The 16,391-nt window shown below is 43.2% G+C and carries 8 protein-coding genes and 1 tRNA gene; 4 read left to right on the plus strand and 5 right to left on the minus strand.

The features are described 5' to 3' along the window. Nucleotides 1-37 precede the first annotated feature (37 nt). Nucleotides 38-859, plus strand: a complete 822-nt coding sequence (locus B9T20_RS08565; protein WP_094490663.1) for an NAD-dependent epimerase/dehydratase family protein — start codon at nt 38-40, stop codon at nt 857-859. A 4-nt stretch (nt 860-863) separates the two neighbouring features. On the opposite strand, the gene B9T20_RS10205 is transcribed toward B9T20_RS08565, so the two are convergent. The 5 genes from B9T20_RS10205 to B9T20_RS08585 all read right to left on the minus strand — a co-directional run bounded on the left by B9T20_RS10205 (nt 864) and on the right by B9T20_RS08585 (nt 6,755). Beyond that, entirely contained in the window at nt 864-1,031 is a 168-nt protein-coding gene (locus B9T20_RS10205; RefSeq protein WP_199415240.1) for a hypothetical protein, read from the minus strand. A 143-nt stretch (nt 1,032-1,174) separates the two neighbouring features. Beyond that, on the minus strand, nt 1,175-2,086 hold the full coding sequence (locus tag B9T20_RS08570) for a LysR substrate-binding domain-containing protein (protein ID WP_094490664.1): 912 nt from the start codon (nt 2,084-2,086) through the stop codon (nt 1,175-1,177). A gap of 16 nt (nt 2,087-2,102) precedes the next feature. Further along, nucleotides 2,103-5,579 (minus strand): DNA polymerase III subunit alpha, encoded by a 3,477-nt coding sequence (dnaE, locus tag B9T20_RS08575; protein WP_094490675.1) that lies wholly within the window; start codon nt 5,577-5,579, stop codon nt 2,103-2,105. A gap of 120 nt (nt 5,580-5,699) precedes the next feature. Then, nucleotides 5,700-5,963, minus strand: coding sequence for a hypothetical protein (locus B9T20_RS08580; protein WP_094490665.1), 264 nt, complete (start codon nt 5,961-5,963; stop codon nt 5,700-5,702). A gap of 150 nt (nt 5,964-6,113) precedes the next feature. After that, nucleotides 6,114-6,755 carry a helix-turn-helix transcriptional regulator gene (locus tag B9T20_RS08585; protein ID WP_094490666.1) on the minus strand — a complete coding sequence of 214 codons (642 nt, stop codon included), beginning with the start codon at nt 6,753-6,755 and terminating at the stop codon, nt 6,114-6,116. 183 nt (nt 6,756-6,938) lie between these two features. Here B9T20_RS08585 and htpG point away from each other — a divergent pair, with 183 nt between their 5' ends. The 3 genes from htpG to B9T20_RS08600 form a co-directional block, all read left to right on the plus strand. Then, nucleotides 6,939-8,837, plus strand: coding sequence for a molecular chaperone HtpG (htpG, locus tag B9T20_RS08590; protein WP_094490667.1), 1,899 nt, complete (start codon nt 6,939-6,941; stop codon nt 8,835-8,837). A gap of 88 nt (nt 8,838-8,925) precedes the next feature. Beyond that, a tRNA-Ser gene (locus B9T20_RS08595) sits at nt 8,926-9,016 on the plus strand. Nucleotides 9,017-9,421: 405 nt separating this feature from the next. Next, nucleotides 9,422-16,391, plus strand: a 6,970-nt coding sequence (locus B9T20_RS08600; RefSeq protein ID WP_255375205.1) for an autotransporter outer membrane beta-barrel domain-containing protein, incomplete at its 3' end; no start/stop codon positions are given.

Genomic DNA, 16,391 nt, shown 5'->3' on the forward strand with positions numbered 1-16,391 from the left:
GTGTATAATTCGCCCTTTGAATTGATGAGTACATGGCATGAAAAAAATTTCTGTGGTGGGTTTAGGTTGGTTGGGTTTGCCCTTAGCGCAAGCATTATTAGCAAATGGGCATCAGGTGCAAGGTTCAAAGAGCTCAAGTGAGGGTGTTGAACGTGCTCGCAGTGAAGGCATCGATTGCCAATTGTTCAACACAACGCTGGATTTTTCTTTGCGAAATCCAGAGGTTAAATCCTTATTTAGCGTTGATACATTGGTGTTAACGTTGCCACCGACGGGGCATCACGGTCATGCCAAATACCCAATGATTATGGCCGCTTTGGCAAAAACAGCTGAATATTGTGGGGCCAAGCAGATCATCTTTACCAGTTCAACGTCTGTGTATGGTCAATATATGGATGTGGTCAATGAATTTTCCATGACAATGCCTGTCACAGAATCTGCCAAAGCGGTGTTAAAGGCCGAACAAGCCATTTTATCTGCGGTTAAAATCCCTGTGACCATTGTGCGCTTAGGTGGATTATTAGGCGGTGAACGCACGCCGATGGCCTGGATGGCACGTAAAAATACGTTTGATCGTCCGCATCAATGTGTCAATTTAGTGGATCGCAAAGATGCGGTGGCCGCCATCAGCGCCATTATTGAGGCAGAGCCTAATCGCACCATTTATAATGTGGTGTCCCCACTTCACCCAACGCGTTATGAGTATTATACGCGCATCGCGGTTGATCACCGTTTGCCGCTCCCTACGTTTACAGATGAAGCGCATCAAGGCTTGATGAGCAAAGCCCCTTATGTGGATGGACAACGCATTTGTCAGGCGCTGCCATTTAATTATCAGTATTCGATCTATCCTGCTTAATGGATCAATGATGATGGGCACGCGCTTCGATGGAGAGTTGACGAATCGTGTGTTCAAAATCTGAATGTCGCTCGCGATTTTGATGAGCCAATGTGGCATATAGGCACACAATGGTGATCAACATCGCGATCATAATCTTTTCCGGCAGAGTCAGTGTTTGTAATTTTTGCATGGCCATACTCATTAACTTTACATAAATATAATATATGAATTCATTATACATGCAAATTTACAATAAATAACATATTATGCAAAATATTTGCTAATTAACTGAAACATCAGTAAAAAATATGAAAAGGAATGGTGGGAAGGAAATTAATGTTGGTTTTTGTCAAGCTCGATGAATTCATTTTCTAAATGATCAAGGAAGCTTCGCACTGCAGGAATGACGCCGCGGCGTGATGGATAAACCGCATGCACCACTTCATCTTCAAAGCGCCAGTTCGGCAGCAATTGCACCAATTGACCGGCGGCCATCTCTTCTTGGATGATCATGGCTGGCAGTTTGACGGCGCCAATGCCATTGACCGCTGCTTTTTTGAGTAAAGAGAGATCGGTGGTCATGAATTTAGGCGTAAATGGAATGATGGTGGAGACATTGTGATTGTCTAACAGCTCCCATTGATTGCGATCCCGATATTGGCTGTGCACCATCGATGGGTAACGAAAGAGATCTTTAGGATGATTGATCTCACCGATCTCGTCGATGAGTTCTGGGCTGGCCACTAATAATTGTTGGCGCATGCTGAGGCGTTTCATGACATATTCGCTGTCTTTAAAGGGCGGCGTTGCCACTCTCAGCGCGATGTCAATGCCTTCGTGAACAAGGTCAATGCGCCGATTGGTGGCATCGACAATCATGTCCACTTCAGGATTATTCTTCAAAAAGCTTGTGATCATCTCCTCAACGGAAAGATGCAATAAGGTGATCGGGCAGGTGATGCGGATCAAACCGCGTGGTTTTGCTTGTGCCTCCATGATGGACGCTTGGGCAATTTCTGCTTTATCGAGCATCGATTGACAATGGGCATAATAGGTTTGCCCAATGTCCGTGACCGAAAAATGGCGTGTGGTGCGATGGATAAGGCGCACGCCCAACTCTTCTTCCAGTGCGGCCAAATGACGGCTGAGTTTAGATTTAGGCACGCGTAAATGTTTACTCGCCTCGCTAATGCCGCCATGTTCTACGATTTTGGCAAAATAATATAGCTGGTTGAGGTCTATCATTGACGCGAGATCCTATTTAATACTTAACTTTAATAGAGACATCATGGAAAGCACGGGTGATGTTTTCCAATAAATCATCACTCAGGCGCACTGTCCAAGCGGGTCCTAATTTTATCAAGATATTGGCGTCATGGTTTTGAAATTTTAAATAAATGGGTTTGCCATCCGCCGCTCTAAAATTGGCCACCGTTTCGATCAGTTGCTCGATGCCTGCCACCTCAATGGGGGCTTTGTTGTGTAAAAGCAAGGCGCGCGCCATTGTATTTCTCGTGCTTTCAATAGTTTCAATGCTCAATGGGCGCGTGCGCATGCCATTGTTAAACTCGTCCCACATTAAAGAACCTTTGACCACTAAAATACTTTTTGTGGATAAGGGTTCATTTAAATTTTCTAAATGCTCATCATACAGACGCAATTCCATGCGACCAGTGCGGTCATCTAAGGTGACGAATGTCATCTTTTGACCTTTTTGATTGATCTTTGTGCGCATTTGAATCACGATGCCGGCAATGGTGCATTCAGGTTCAGCTGCGCGCGCGACGCGATAACCTGGCTGCGTCATATGGAGCACTTCACCAATGGAATGGCTCGTGATGGCTTTGATCTCATGACGATAACGGTTAATGGGGTGCGTGGTTAAGTAAAAGCCAAGTGTGGCACTTTCGTGCTCTAATAAGATGCGCTCTGACCAAGCATTGCCGCGTTTCAGTGGTGTTGTGATGCTGACTGTGCTGCCGGCATCATCTCCAAATAAACCAAAGAGATCTTCTTGCCCTGAATGTTGATTGCGGTGATGCTGCTCAGCTGAATGAATGGCATCTGGCAAGGTTTCAAGCAGGTCTGCACGGAATTGACAACGCGCCTCCACCGATTGAATGGCCGGATCTAAGCCATCTAAAGCGCCTGCTTTAATCAAGGTTTCAATGACGCGGCGATTCATTTTAGATAAATCGATGCGGCGGCAAAAGTCGAAGAGATCGATAAAGCGGCCATTGTTTTGCATCTCAGCAATCGCTTGCAATGCAGCGGCTTCACCCACGCCTTTAATGGCGCCAAGGCCATAGATGATCTCACCTTTGTCGCTGACGGTGAATTTATAATGGGAGCGATTGATGTCGGGCGGTAAAATTTTAAGACCCATATCTTCACACTCTTCAATGAAGGTCACCACTTTTTCAGTGTTGTCCATATCAGAAGATAGAACGGCGGCCATAAATTCTGCCGGATAATGGGCTTTAAGATATGCCGTTTGATAAGAGACCAGTGCGTAAGCTGCCGAATGGGATTTGTTAAAGCCGTAGCCTGCAAATTTTTCCATCAAATCAAATAGGGCGCCTGCTTTCTCTTTATCAAAGCCAAGCTCTTCGGCGCCTTGCATGAATAACCCGCGCTGTTTTTCCATCTCTTCTGGCAACTTTTTACCCATCGCACGGCGCAATAAGTCCGCACCGCCCAAGGTATAATTGCCGATGACTTGGGAAATCTGCATCACTTGTTCTTGATACACGATGACGCCGTATGTCGGCGCAAGCACGGTTTCAAGCTCAGGGAAGGGATATTCAATTTCCGCACGGCCATGTTTACGGTTGATGAAGTCTTCCACCATGCCTGATTCTAATGGGCCCGGTCTAAAGAGCGCCACAAGGGCGATGATGTCTTCAAAAGTATCCGGTTGCAGGCGACGAATCAAATCCTTCATACCGCGGGATTCAAGCTGAAACACAGCAGTGGTTTTACAGGATTTTAAAAGGTCAAACGCGGCTTTGTCATCTAAGGGAATGTCTAGGATGTTGATCTCAATGCCGTGCGTTTGTTGAATGTTTTGAATGGCCCAGTTGATGATGGTGAGCGTACGCAATCCCAAAAAGTCAAACTTCACAAGCCCTGCAGATTCCACGTCACTTTTATCATACTGTGCCACGAGCGCTTCACTGCCTTCTTCACAATATAATGGGGAAAAATCTGTAATGGTGGTGGGCGAGATCACAACGCCACCGGCATGGCGACCCACAGATTTGGTTAAGCCTTCCAATTGTTTGGCATAATCTATGAGCTCTTTGACCTCTTCATCTTTTTCATACAGATCATGGAGCTCAGGCTCTTGCATTAAGGCTTTATCTAAGGTGATGCCAAGGTCAAAGGGAATGAGTTTGGCAATGCGATCCACAAAGCCATAAGGATGCCCAAGGGCACGCCCCACATCACGAATCACCGCTTTTGCGGCCATTGTGCCGTGTGTGGCAATCTGTGAGACAGCATCGCGGCCATATTTTTCGGCCACATATTCGATCACGCGGTCGCGGCCTTCCATGCAAAAATCCACGTCAAAGTCAGGCATGGAAACACGTTCAGGATTTAAAAAGCGCTCAAAGAGGAGATCGTAGGGCAATGGATCTAAATCTGTGATTTTCAGTGCCCAAGCCACCAATGAACCCGCACCTGAACCACGACCGGGGCCCACAGGAATGTCATGATCTTTTGACCACTGTATGAAGTCCGCAACGATTAAAAAGTAACCAGGAAAGCCCATGTTAATGATCACATCGAGCTCAACTTTAAGGCGCTCTTCATAGGCTTGTTGCTGCGGGTGATTGTCTCCAATGCGGTATTTGAGGCCTTCGTAGGAGAGATGACGGAAATAATCATCCATCGTCATGCCTTCAGGCACTGGGAAATTCGGCAAACAAGGTTTGCCAAGTGAGAGCTCAACGGTGCAGCGCTTGGCAATCTCCACCGTGTTTTCAATCGCTTCAGGGATGTCAGCAAACAGTGCAATCATCTCTTCAGGGGATTTTAAATATTGCTCAGGGCTGTATAAACGGGGGCGCTTATTGTCAGAGATCACATAGCCTGCTTGAATGCATGTACGGATCTCATGGGCATCAAAGTCACTTTGATGTAAAAAGCGCACATTATTGACGGCCACAAGCGGCAATTGATGGGTTAAGGCCAAACGTTTTGCGGCAATGATGAAGGCTTCATCATTTTCTTGTTCTGTGCGGGATAAACCTAAATATAAACGATCTTTAAAGATGGTAAAAGGCAATAACGATTTGCCCCAATCTTCTTCTTTTAGGGTGAGGAGCGTTGTGCCAATTGGGCTCTCTTTGCCGGCGATGATGATTAACCCTTCGTTAAATTCATTGAGCCAATCATAGGTAATGTGCGGCACGCCGCGCTCTTGTCCATGGCGATAACCTTCACTCAATAATTTAGAGAGATTTAAGTAACCGGTGTAATTTTGCGCCAGCAGCGTGATGCGCCCTAAATAATCTGTACCATTTTTCAGATGGCACTCTGCACCAAGGATGGGTTTAATGCCATTTTTTAGTGCGGTTTCATAAAATTTAATCGCGGCAAACGCATTGCCCATGTCCGTTAAGGCAACACACTCCACATGTTGTTCTTTCAGCTGACCAAATAATGGCTTAATGCGGATCAAACCATCGCTGATGGAGAACTCCGTATGTAGATTGAGGTGGACAAAGCGCATGAAAATCCTTGTGAATTTGATCGTTAAAGCCGAATATTGTAACACGATGCCGGCAAAGGGATAAGCATTGCGCGCGATAAAAGCAAAAGGGCACATCTCGCCCTTTGTTTGTGCTTGATTTTATGCTGCATGCAATGTGCGAGTGCATTGGCACATCATGGCATAACGCAGTGCTGCATAACGGGTGGCATGATGAATGCGTTGTTTTTTTAAACGAAATGTGCGCATTGCTTCTGTGGCGTGATAATGACAAGCCCGCATCAATTCAGTCACGCTGTTGTTTTGAAATTGTGCGCTCAATTCAATGGCTGTGCGCACGATGTGATCTTTCTCAGTTTGAGGCAGTGAATTGAAAAGTTGATAAAAACGTTCTTGCTTAATCATCGAATCACCTCGGGTTTTATGAGTTATGAAATATAACTTAATTATAACTTTGGTTATGAGGAAGTCAATGAAATTGCAAAAAAGTAGGTAACAAAAACCCTCTGATCAATAAGATGAGAGGGTTTTCATCAGGATGGAGAGTCCAGATAATTATAACAATGTGGCGTACCAAAACACGCGGCCAATGACGGTGATCTGTTCTAAGGGCACATCAAAAGCTGGGTATTCATCACGATTATAGGATTCAACAGTGATGAGGCTACCGGTTTTATGTTTGAGCTTTTTCATCTGTAATAAACCATCATTGTTAATGGCATAAACATCGCCATCGATGATTTTTTGGTGCGTCAAATCAATGCCCACAGTTGAACCATTTTTAAAGACGGGCTCCATGCTGTCACCTTTAACAGTCACACAAATGGCATCTTTAGGGGAGACATTGACATCTCTGAGCATGGTGCGTGAAAAGCGGATGGTGCGCCCTTCATAATCATCCAGTTCAGTGGCGCCGTGGCCTGCAGAGAGCTGCACATCTTTATAAAAAGGAATGAGGACATCGTCATCATCTTCTGTGGGAGTTTTGCTGCTGAACTCTTCTTCACCAAATAACAACCAATGTTCTGGCACATTAAAATAGGTGGCAATTTGTGGCAAATAGCGGCTGCGCTTGGTTTTGCCTTGACAAATTTTCGAGATGGCAGCTTGAGAAATCCCAACATCATGGGCGAGGATCTCTTGAGATATTTTACGTTCATCAATCAACGAATTGATGCGATCGGCAATGTTTGGCATATAGACTCTCCTTGTGAAGTTATCAATATAATTTAAAGTTATAAAAATAACAAGGCAGAAGGCGCATGGCAACGGGATTTTACGGATTATGTATAATTTTTTTGCTTGAAAAAAAGCGAAGCCAACCCATATTGATAGACGTTAAATTATCGACATTCAATTTATTGGACACTTGGAGACATTATGAGCCAACAAAAAGAGACATTACAATTTCAAACAGAAGTCAATCAATTACTCAAACTCATGATCCATTCCCTTTATTCGAATCATGAGATTTTTTTGCGTGAACTCATTTCAAATGCATCCGATGCATTGGATAAACGCCGCTTTGAAGGACTCACCAATGCCGCATTGATCGAAAATCAAGGCAATCCTGAAATTTTAATTCAGATGGACAAGGCAGCAAAAACCTTAACCATCAGCGACAACGGCATTGGCATGACGCGTGATGAAGTGATTGAGAATATCGGCACCATCGCAAAATCTGGCACCAAAGCATTTTTAGAGCAATTATCCGATGAGAATAAAGATGCATCCCAGTTGATTGGCCAATTTGGTGTGGGCTTTTATTCTGCCTTCATCGTGGCAGATCATGTGACATTAACCACGCGTAAAGCAGGCGAACCAGAAGAGAGCGCCGTGATTTGGTCATCCGCTGGGGAAGGGGAATTCTCCTTAGAAAGCACCACAAAAGCACGTGCCGGCACTGAGATTGTGTTGCACATGCGTGATGAGCACAGTGACTTATTAAATGAATGGTCTTTAAAACAGATCATCACTAAATATTCTGACCACATTGCCTATCCTGTGATGATGGAAGTGGAAAAAGTGGAAACCGTGCCTGCAGAAAAAGAGGGCGAAGCACCCACAACCACAACAACCGTGGCCATTGAGCAAGTGAACTCAGCGACTTCCATCTGGCAGCGCGATAAAAAAGATGTGCCAGATGCCGATTATGAAGCATTTTATCAACACATCAGCCACGATTATGACAAGCCATTGACATGGTCACGCAATAAGGTGGAAGGCAAAGTGTCTTATACATCTTTATTGTATATTCCAAGCCATTCTGCCCAAAATATGTGGGAACAAAACAGCGAATATGGCTTGCAGTTGTATGTGCGCCGCGTCTTCATTATGAATGCCAATGAAAAATTGTTGCCGCGCTATTTACGATTTGTGAAAGGTGTGGTGGATACGGTCGATTTACCGCTGAACGTTTCACGTGAGATTTTACAATCTTCATCAACCTTAGAAACCATTAAGCAAGGTGTGACGCGCCGCGTGTTATCCATGATCGAAGCGCTGGCCAACACAGAGCAAGAGAAATTTAAACAGTTTTATCAAGCGTTCAGCCGCATTTTAAAAGAAGGCATTGGCGAGGATCATAGCAATAAAGAGAAAATCGCAGGCTTATTGCGTTTTGCATCCACACAAACAGATGATGAAAGTGTCTCATTTGCCGATTACATCAGCCGTATGAAAGAAGGGCAGGAGAACATTTACTTCATCACCACAGATAACCTCAATACTGCGAAAAACAGCCCGCATTTAGAGATTTATCGTGACAAAGGTTATGAAGTGATCCTCATGACCGATGTGATTGATGATTGGATGATGGGTTATTTATCTGAATTTGAAGGTAAAAAATTCGTCAACATTGCCAAAGGTGATGTTCACTTAGACAACGATGAGAAAAAAGAGGAACAAGAACCTCAATTGACCCATGAAGAGAAAGCCATCATTGACAAATTGACCAACGTCTTAGGCGCGCATGTGGAAAAAGTGAAGGTCTCTAAACGTTTGACCAATTCAGCTTCTGTGTTGGTGCGTAATGAATATGCATTGAGCAGCCATTTTGAGAAAATGCTCAAAGAGGCAGGGCATGATGTGCCAAATATGAAGCCTTGGTTAGAGGTGAATGTGAAGCATCCGCTCGTTGAACGCATCGCAAGAGAGACAGACAACGCAATCGCCGATGATTTAGCGATGCTCATCTATGAAGAGGCATTATTATTAGAGGGATCACAGCTTGAAAATCCATCAGAATTTGTCAATCGCCTCAATCGATTGATGAAGTAATGCGCAAAAGGCAAAAACGATCATTAATTAATCATTTTTTGCCTTTACTTTTTAAAAAAGTCCCTTATAATACATGCTTCCTGATTACGGAGAAGTGGCCGAGAGGCTGAAGGCGCGCCCCTGCTAAGGGCGTATACGTTAATAGCGTATCGAGGGTTCGAATCCCTCCTTCTCCGCCAGTTAGATCAAAAAAAGCCCCATTTTATGGGGCTTTTGCATATCTAGCGTTTAGAAATACTCATTACTGTACTCATTAATGTTGGCGCTGCATTTTTTAGCTGCAGTCATTGCACTTTGTTCCCTAAAACAATCAACTCAAAAGCAGAAAGTCCATTCCTGCAAATGCATTATTTTGATTGTTGAGCGTATTTTTTAGGGCCTAAATCTCAAATCACTCAATAAATTATAATTTAATTATCTAAATCAAATTATTATTTTTTACTTATTGATTTTTAAAAACTTGATTATAAAATTAACTCATGAGATATATGTTAATATAAAATATTGATTTACAAAGAGTTGATTGGGCTGCACATGAGTTTTGTAAATACCTGAAAACATTGCAAGATTATTAAGGGCTGACTATGAATAAAGTATATAAAATTGTTTGGAATAAAAAAATTAATCAATGGGTTGTGGCCAGTGAATTGGCAAAAGGGATTCAAAATGCATCAACATCTGTGGCGCGTGTCGATGACAACCCATTCACTTTTTTTAAGAAAGGTTTTATATGCATTGCATTGTTGAGTGTACTTTCTGGTGCTGGCGCACAGTCGATCACAGTCAATACAGCCGCTGAATTTAAAACAGCTGTTGAAGGGGGCGCTTATGATCACATTACTTTAGGCAGTAACATTACGCTGACGCAAGATATTGCCGTTAACTTTTCTCAAAAAAATAATATCGTCATTGATGGTAATCATCAGTATGAATTGAAAGTCACCAACCCAACAAATTATGGTTTAAGCATTAATAAGGGTGGTGGTACACTGACTTTACAAAATATGTCCATTGATACTGCGAATTATTACAGTATGGTCAGAGTGGACAGTACTGATCCTAACATCAATATTGTGTATGATAATATTAAAAATTTTTCTGCCTCTCAACATACATTCATGCGTGGCGGTGGTGGTAATTCAAATGCCATTGCAACGATGGGAAATATGGGCGTTGTTGCCCCAGTGACACGTCAAGAAATTGGCGAGATCAATAAAATGATTTTTACTGGTCAATATCATGTGGTTCATTCAAATTCATGGATTTCGTTTCAAAATAGTAGCGCGGTGATTAATACCGCCACGATGGATTTTAAAAAAGGTGCGGATGTTAAAATTGATCGCACAGGCACAACAGCTAACATCACGAATACAGACAATCGTGCTTTTGCTTATACTTTTGAGGATGGGGCTAAGTTTGAATTGATTGCGGCTCAAAATATTTTATTGGGCACCAATACAAACCGCGGTTTTCGCATCGGCACTTATGGTGATGCTGGTTTTGGTGCTGGGGCAAGCATCATTTTAAATCAAACAAATACAGGTGCTGCCTATGCAAATGGTATTGATAATGCCACCACCAATACGACAGGCATTAACCATAATGCAAAAGGCACAGATCATGTCGTCTTTAACTTAGGTGATGAAACAGATTTAAGGGTGACGGGCACAGGCATTAGTGCAAGTAAGACAACCGGTTCTGGCAGTATCTACGTTCGAAATGCAGGGAAAATTGATGCCAATATCGGCATGCACATTGAACACAATAATGGGACAGATGGTGAGGTTGTACTCGCCAACCAAGGCACCATTCTCAGTAAAAAGGCGGGCATTGAGTTGTTATCCACCGCCAATAAAAACATGCAGCTTGATGGTACATCAGGCAGTATTACAGCATCAAGTGGCGTGGGCATTAAAGTTGGGAATGCGTCGGCAAATGGCAATCTCAATTTAGCCTTAGTGGGCGGCGAAATTAATGTATCAGAAGGTGCTGCAGGCATAGAGTTCAATGGCAACACTGCCAACACTCATACAATCACAGGTACAACCATCAATGCCAATGGCACAACCAGCACGGCAATTAAGCATAATAATGCGAATGCTCACATTATGTTTAAAGATACACACATCAATATTGAAGATGGCATCGGTTTTAGTAACCTCAACAATAAAACCTTTGCAAAAGGTGATGCGGGCGAAACCAATCAGATAACCGTGAAAGGCAAAGGCACAGCGCTGCGTTTAGCTAAAGACCTTTCACAATTAGCGGGTGCGCATCTGAACATTAATGTGACGGATCATACAGGTGTTGTGGGCACAACGGGCACGGGTGTCGGCGTAGAAATCACGGGGGGCACCGTTGCAGATGTCATTAAGGTTGAGGATGGCGTCAATATTAATGCCACTGGGGCGACTGCTCTTAAAATCTTGGGCACGGTTGAAAGAGAACTCGTCAATCAAGGCGTGATCACAGGGTATATACGTTTTGACAATGGTGATGTGAACAATACCATCACCAATACAGGAACGATGGATCAATTAATCACGCACAATGGTGATGATACATTAACGATAGAAACAGGTGCATCATTGCTGGGCGTTGCGAATTTAGGCGATGGTCAAAATAAAGTTTATATCAATAATCCAAGCCAGATCCATGGCGTGATGACGGGCAGCGGTGATGATCTCTTTGAATTAAGCAACATTGATTCAAATCATCATACTGTGATTATTAATCAATTAGATGCCGGGGCAGGCACAAATACACTCAATGTGAAAGATTCCATTTTCAAAGCCCAAGCCGATACAAAATTTGAAAATTTTGCAAATATCCATTTAGACAAAACAGCGCTCACTTTAGTCGCATCAAACAATATTGCAACGGGCACTGTTCATATTGATCAGTTAAGCGCACTCACTTTAGGCGATCAATATACGGGCGATTTTTCAGCCTCTGTGGTTGGGGATGGCACGGTTACAATTGATAAAGGTGCGACAGTCACACTCACAGGGACAAATACAGGGCTAACAGGCAATTTAACTGTGGCAGCGGGTGGCACTTTAAATACCAATCATCTCAATCAATTCGGTTCTGGCACCACTGAGGTTGCCGGTACGTTGAATCACACAGCGAATTCTCTGCAAACACATTTGACGGGGGCAGGACAACTCAATTTAACGGGTGATCAGTCTGCATTTAATTTTGATGATAATGTGGGTTCAGATTTCACAGGCAACGTGCGTTTACAGAATAATACGTTTAATTTAAGTGGCACGAATACCAAAACTTTAGCCAATAGTACGTTATCTTTAAGCTCTGGCAACACCACGACAGTTGAAGGGCAAAATCAGGCAGTTAAAAATTTAGAATTAGATGGTGCAACGCTGGTATTCAAGGATGTAGGCAGCATTGTCACCAATCATTTATCAAACACGATCCAGGACAGCGTGATTCAAGTGGATGTGACAGATACAGAATCTGTGAACGTCATTGATCAAAACTCAGGTGTGGGTAAACAGTTAATCACTGCCAAAACCACCGCAATCAATCTTGATCATGTCGCATTGCAGGATTTAGCAGGCCAAGCAATGGGTGCGGGTACGGAACTTGAAATTAAGCAAAATGGTCATGCAGTTGCAGATGGCACGTATCATTACGCGTTAAAAGAGAATCATGGATTAGTGCTCAATTATGGATTGAGTAAAATAAATATTCACGATGATCAAACACTACAATTAGATGCCAAAACTGCCACAAGTAAAGTGATGAATGCACAGATCACAGGGCTTGGTGGCATTGATGTCACCAGTGATGCCAAAGGATTGACCATTGAAAATGCAAGCAATGATTATAAAGGCGTAACAACCGTTACAGAAGGCTTAATCATTGTAGGCAGCGATAACGCTTTTGGCCAAACATCGAGCTTAAATCTCGCAGCAAAAACAACCGTTAATTTAAATGGCAAGACACAAACTGTGGGTGGTTTAACGAATGCCGGCAGTTTAGACATTGCCGGAGGGCAATTCACACTGAAAGGCAATGGCAGTTCAAATACCGCAGATGGTTTGCGTGGCGCAGGCCAACTCACCATTGATGGTGGCGATTTATCTGTTTTTGCTGAGAATAAAAATTTAAGTGCGAATGTTGCGGTCACATCCGGCGCTACATTGACGTTAATGAAAGATGCGACATTGGGCAGCAGTCAGATTGCCATTGCAGGTGACTTAAAACTCAATGGTGTTGCTTCAGCCGTTGAAAATATTTTAAGTGGCGCGGGTACTGTGCATATCGGCAATAATGCTGCGGTTAATTTCAGTGGCAATAATGCTGGCTTTACTGGAACATTTGCAATCGATGGCACAAGCCAATTAACAGCGACTAACTTTAATCAACTTGGCAAAGGTTCTGTTCAAGTGGCGCAAGATGGCGCGGTGCACTTAAATAATATTACAAGTGAATTAACCAATGCCATCAGCGGTGCGGGTAACTTAAATTTAGCGGGCACAGATTTATCTTTGAATACCGGTAATGTGAAACTGAAGGATTTGACAGGTTCAATTAATCTCACGAATGCTTCGAGCTTAACATTGGTTGAAACAGGTCAGTTGAATGATGCCGCAAAAGTGAATATTGCCGCTAAAGGCGACAGAATTACCGTGAATTCAAAAGATGATTTTAGCTTGAATAATCATCTCACAGGCACAGGATTATTGGATGTTAAGGCAGATGGTAACAGCTTTAACTTCGGCAGCGCTGTTGGCAAAGAATTTGCCGGCACGGTGAACCTAGAAAACAGCATCTTTACTCTCGGCGGCAATAATACAAGCGCATTAACCAACGCAACATTGGTGGTTGGTACAGGTAATATCACAACCGTTGATACTGCGGATCAAACAATCGGCAATTTGACCTTGCAAGGTGGGCAAACGGTCTTTAATGGTAAAGGCTCGATCAATACCCATACCTTGGTAAACAATGGCGAAAGCATCATTAAAATTGATCTAAATGCCATTGCGCCAACCAGCGATAATGCTGCGAACTTATTGGATCAAAACAAAGGCCAGCATACTCAACTCATTACTGCTAAAAATAATGGCGATCTTAAAATTAATGAATTAACGTTACAGAAATTAGATGGCAGTGATATTGGTGTAGGTACGATTAGAAGCATTGACCAAAATGATCAAACAGTTGCGAAAGGCACTTACAATTACGCGCTCAATAATACAGATGGCCTGGGTGTGAATTATGGCCTTAGCGCATTGGAGATTGTGGATGGTCAAACATTGACTTTGAGCACCGCAAATGCAACCAATAAAAATATGACGGCTGCCATCACGGGCAGCGGTGATTTGACCTTAACCAGTGATGATAAAGGCTTAACTCTAACAAATGATAAAAATGCTTACACGGGCGCAACGACTATTACAGCAGGTTTGGTAACTGCGGGCAGCGACAATGCATTCGGTCACACATCCAGCCTAAATCTCGCAGCAAAAACAACCGTTAATTTAAACGGTAAAACACAAACCGTTGGCAGCTTAACGAATGCTGGCTCTGTGGATCTCGCGGGTGGATCGCTTACTTTAATGAATGGCGGCCAATCTACTTCTGATAATGGTTTGTTAGGCGCAGGTAAAGTGACGGTGACAGCCGGGAATTTATCAATTGAGGGCAAAAATGATGCCTTAACTGCAGATGTGGCAATCAATTCCGGTGCTGCAATTTCCTTGTCAGGCGCGGGCACATTAGGCTCAAGCCAAATAGCGCTTGAAGGTGATTTAAATTTAAATGCTAATACTTCTTTAGGTAATGTCTTAACCGGTAAAGGCGCCGTTAATACAAAAGCAGATGTCACATTAACAGGTGATAATTCAGGTTTTACCGGCACATTTGTAATCAATGGCACAAGCCAATTAACAACCACTAACTTTAATCAACTTGGCAAAGGTTCTGTTCAAGTGGCACAAGATGGCGCAGTGCACTTAAACAATATTACCAGTGAATTAACCAATGTCATCAGCGGTGTCGGTAACTTAAATTTAGCGGGCACGGATTTATCTTTGAATACCGGTAATGTGAAACTGAAGGATTTGAGAGGTGCAATTAATCTCACGAATGCTTCGAGCTTAACATTGGTTGAAACAGGTCAGTTGAATGATGCTGCAAAAGTGAATATTGCCGCTAAAGGCGACAGAATTACCGTGAATTCAAAAGATGATTTTAGCTTGAATAATCATCTCACAGGCACAGGATTATTGGATATTAAGGTAAATGACAACAGCTTTAACTTCGGCAGCGCTGTTGGCAACGAATTTGCCGGCACGGTGAACCTAGAAAACAGCACCTTTGATTTAAAGGGTAATAATACAAGCGCATTAACCAACGCAACATTGGTGGTTGGTACAGGTAATATCACAACCGTTGATACTGCGGATCAAACAATCGGCAATTTGACCTTGCAAGGTGGGCAAACGGTCTTTAATGGTAAAGGTTCGATCAATACCAATACTTTGGCAAGCAATGGCGCGAGCACCATTAAAGTTGATCTAAATGCCATTACGCCAACAGATGGCTCAGCCGCAAATCTATTGGATCAAAACAAAGGCCAGCATACTCAACTCATTACAGCTAAAGATAATAGCGGCCTCAAGATCTCTGATCTGACGTTACAGAAATTAGATGGCAGTGAGATCGGTACCGGTACAATCAGAGACGTTAACCAAAATGGCCAAACCGTTGCGAAAGGTACTTACAATTATGCGCTCAATAAAACCGGCGGTTTCGGTGTCAACTATGGCCTCAGTGCATTGGAGATTGTGGATGGTCAAACGCTCGCTTTAGATGCAACGAATGCAACCAATAAAAACATGACGGCAGCCATCATGGGCAGCGGTGATTTAACGTTAACCAGTAATGATAAAGGTTTAACTCTAACCAATGATAAAAATGCGTATACAGGTGCAACAAATGTGACCGCAGGTTTGGTAACTGCGGGCAGCGACAATGCATTCGGTCACACATCCAGCCTAAATCTCGCAGTAAAAACAACCGTTAATTTAAACGGTAAAACACAAACCGTTGGCAGCTTAACGAATGCTGGCTCTGTGGATCTCGCGGGTGGATCGCTCACTTTAATGAATGGCGGCCAATCTACTTCTGATAATGGCTTATTAGGAGCAGGTAAAGTGACGGTAACGGCCGGGAATTTATCAATTGAGGGCAAAAATGATGCCTTAACTGCAGATGTGGCAATCAATTCCGGTGCTGCAATTTCATTGTCGGGTGCGGGCACATTAGGCTCAAGCCAAATTGCCCTTGAAGGTGACTTAAATTTAAATGCGGATACTTCTTTGGGCAACAATCTAGCTGGTAATGGCTCAGTGAATACCAAAGCAGATGTCACATTAACAGGCAATAATGCTGGCTTTACCGGCACATTTGCAATCGATGGCACAAGCCAATTAACAGCGACTAACTTTAATCAACTTGGCAAAGGTTCTGTTCAAGTGGCGCAAGATGGCGCGGTGCACTTAAACAATATTACAAGTGAAT

Origin of the sequence: Wohlfahrtiimonas sp. G9077 (assembly GCF_002252155.1) — a bacterium.
Taxonomy (GTDB): domain Bacteria; phylum Pseudomonadota; class Gammaproteobacteria; order Cardiobacteriales; family Wohlfahrtiimonadaceae; genus Wohlfahrtiimonas.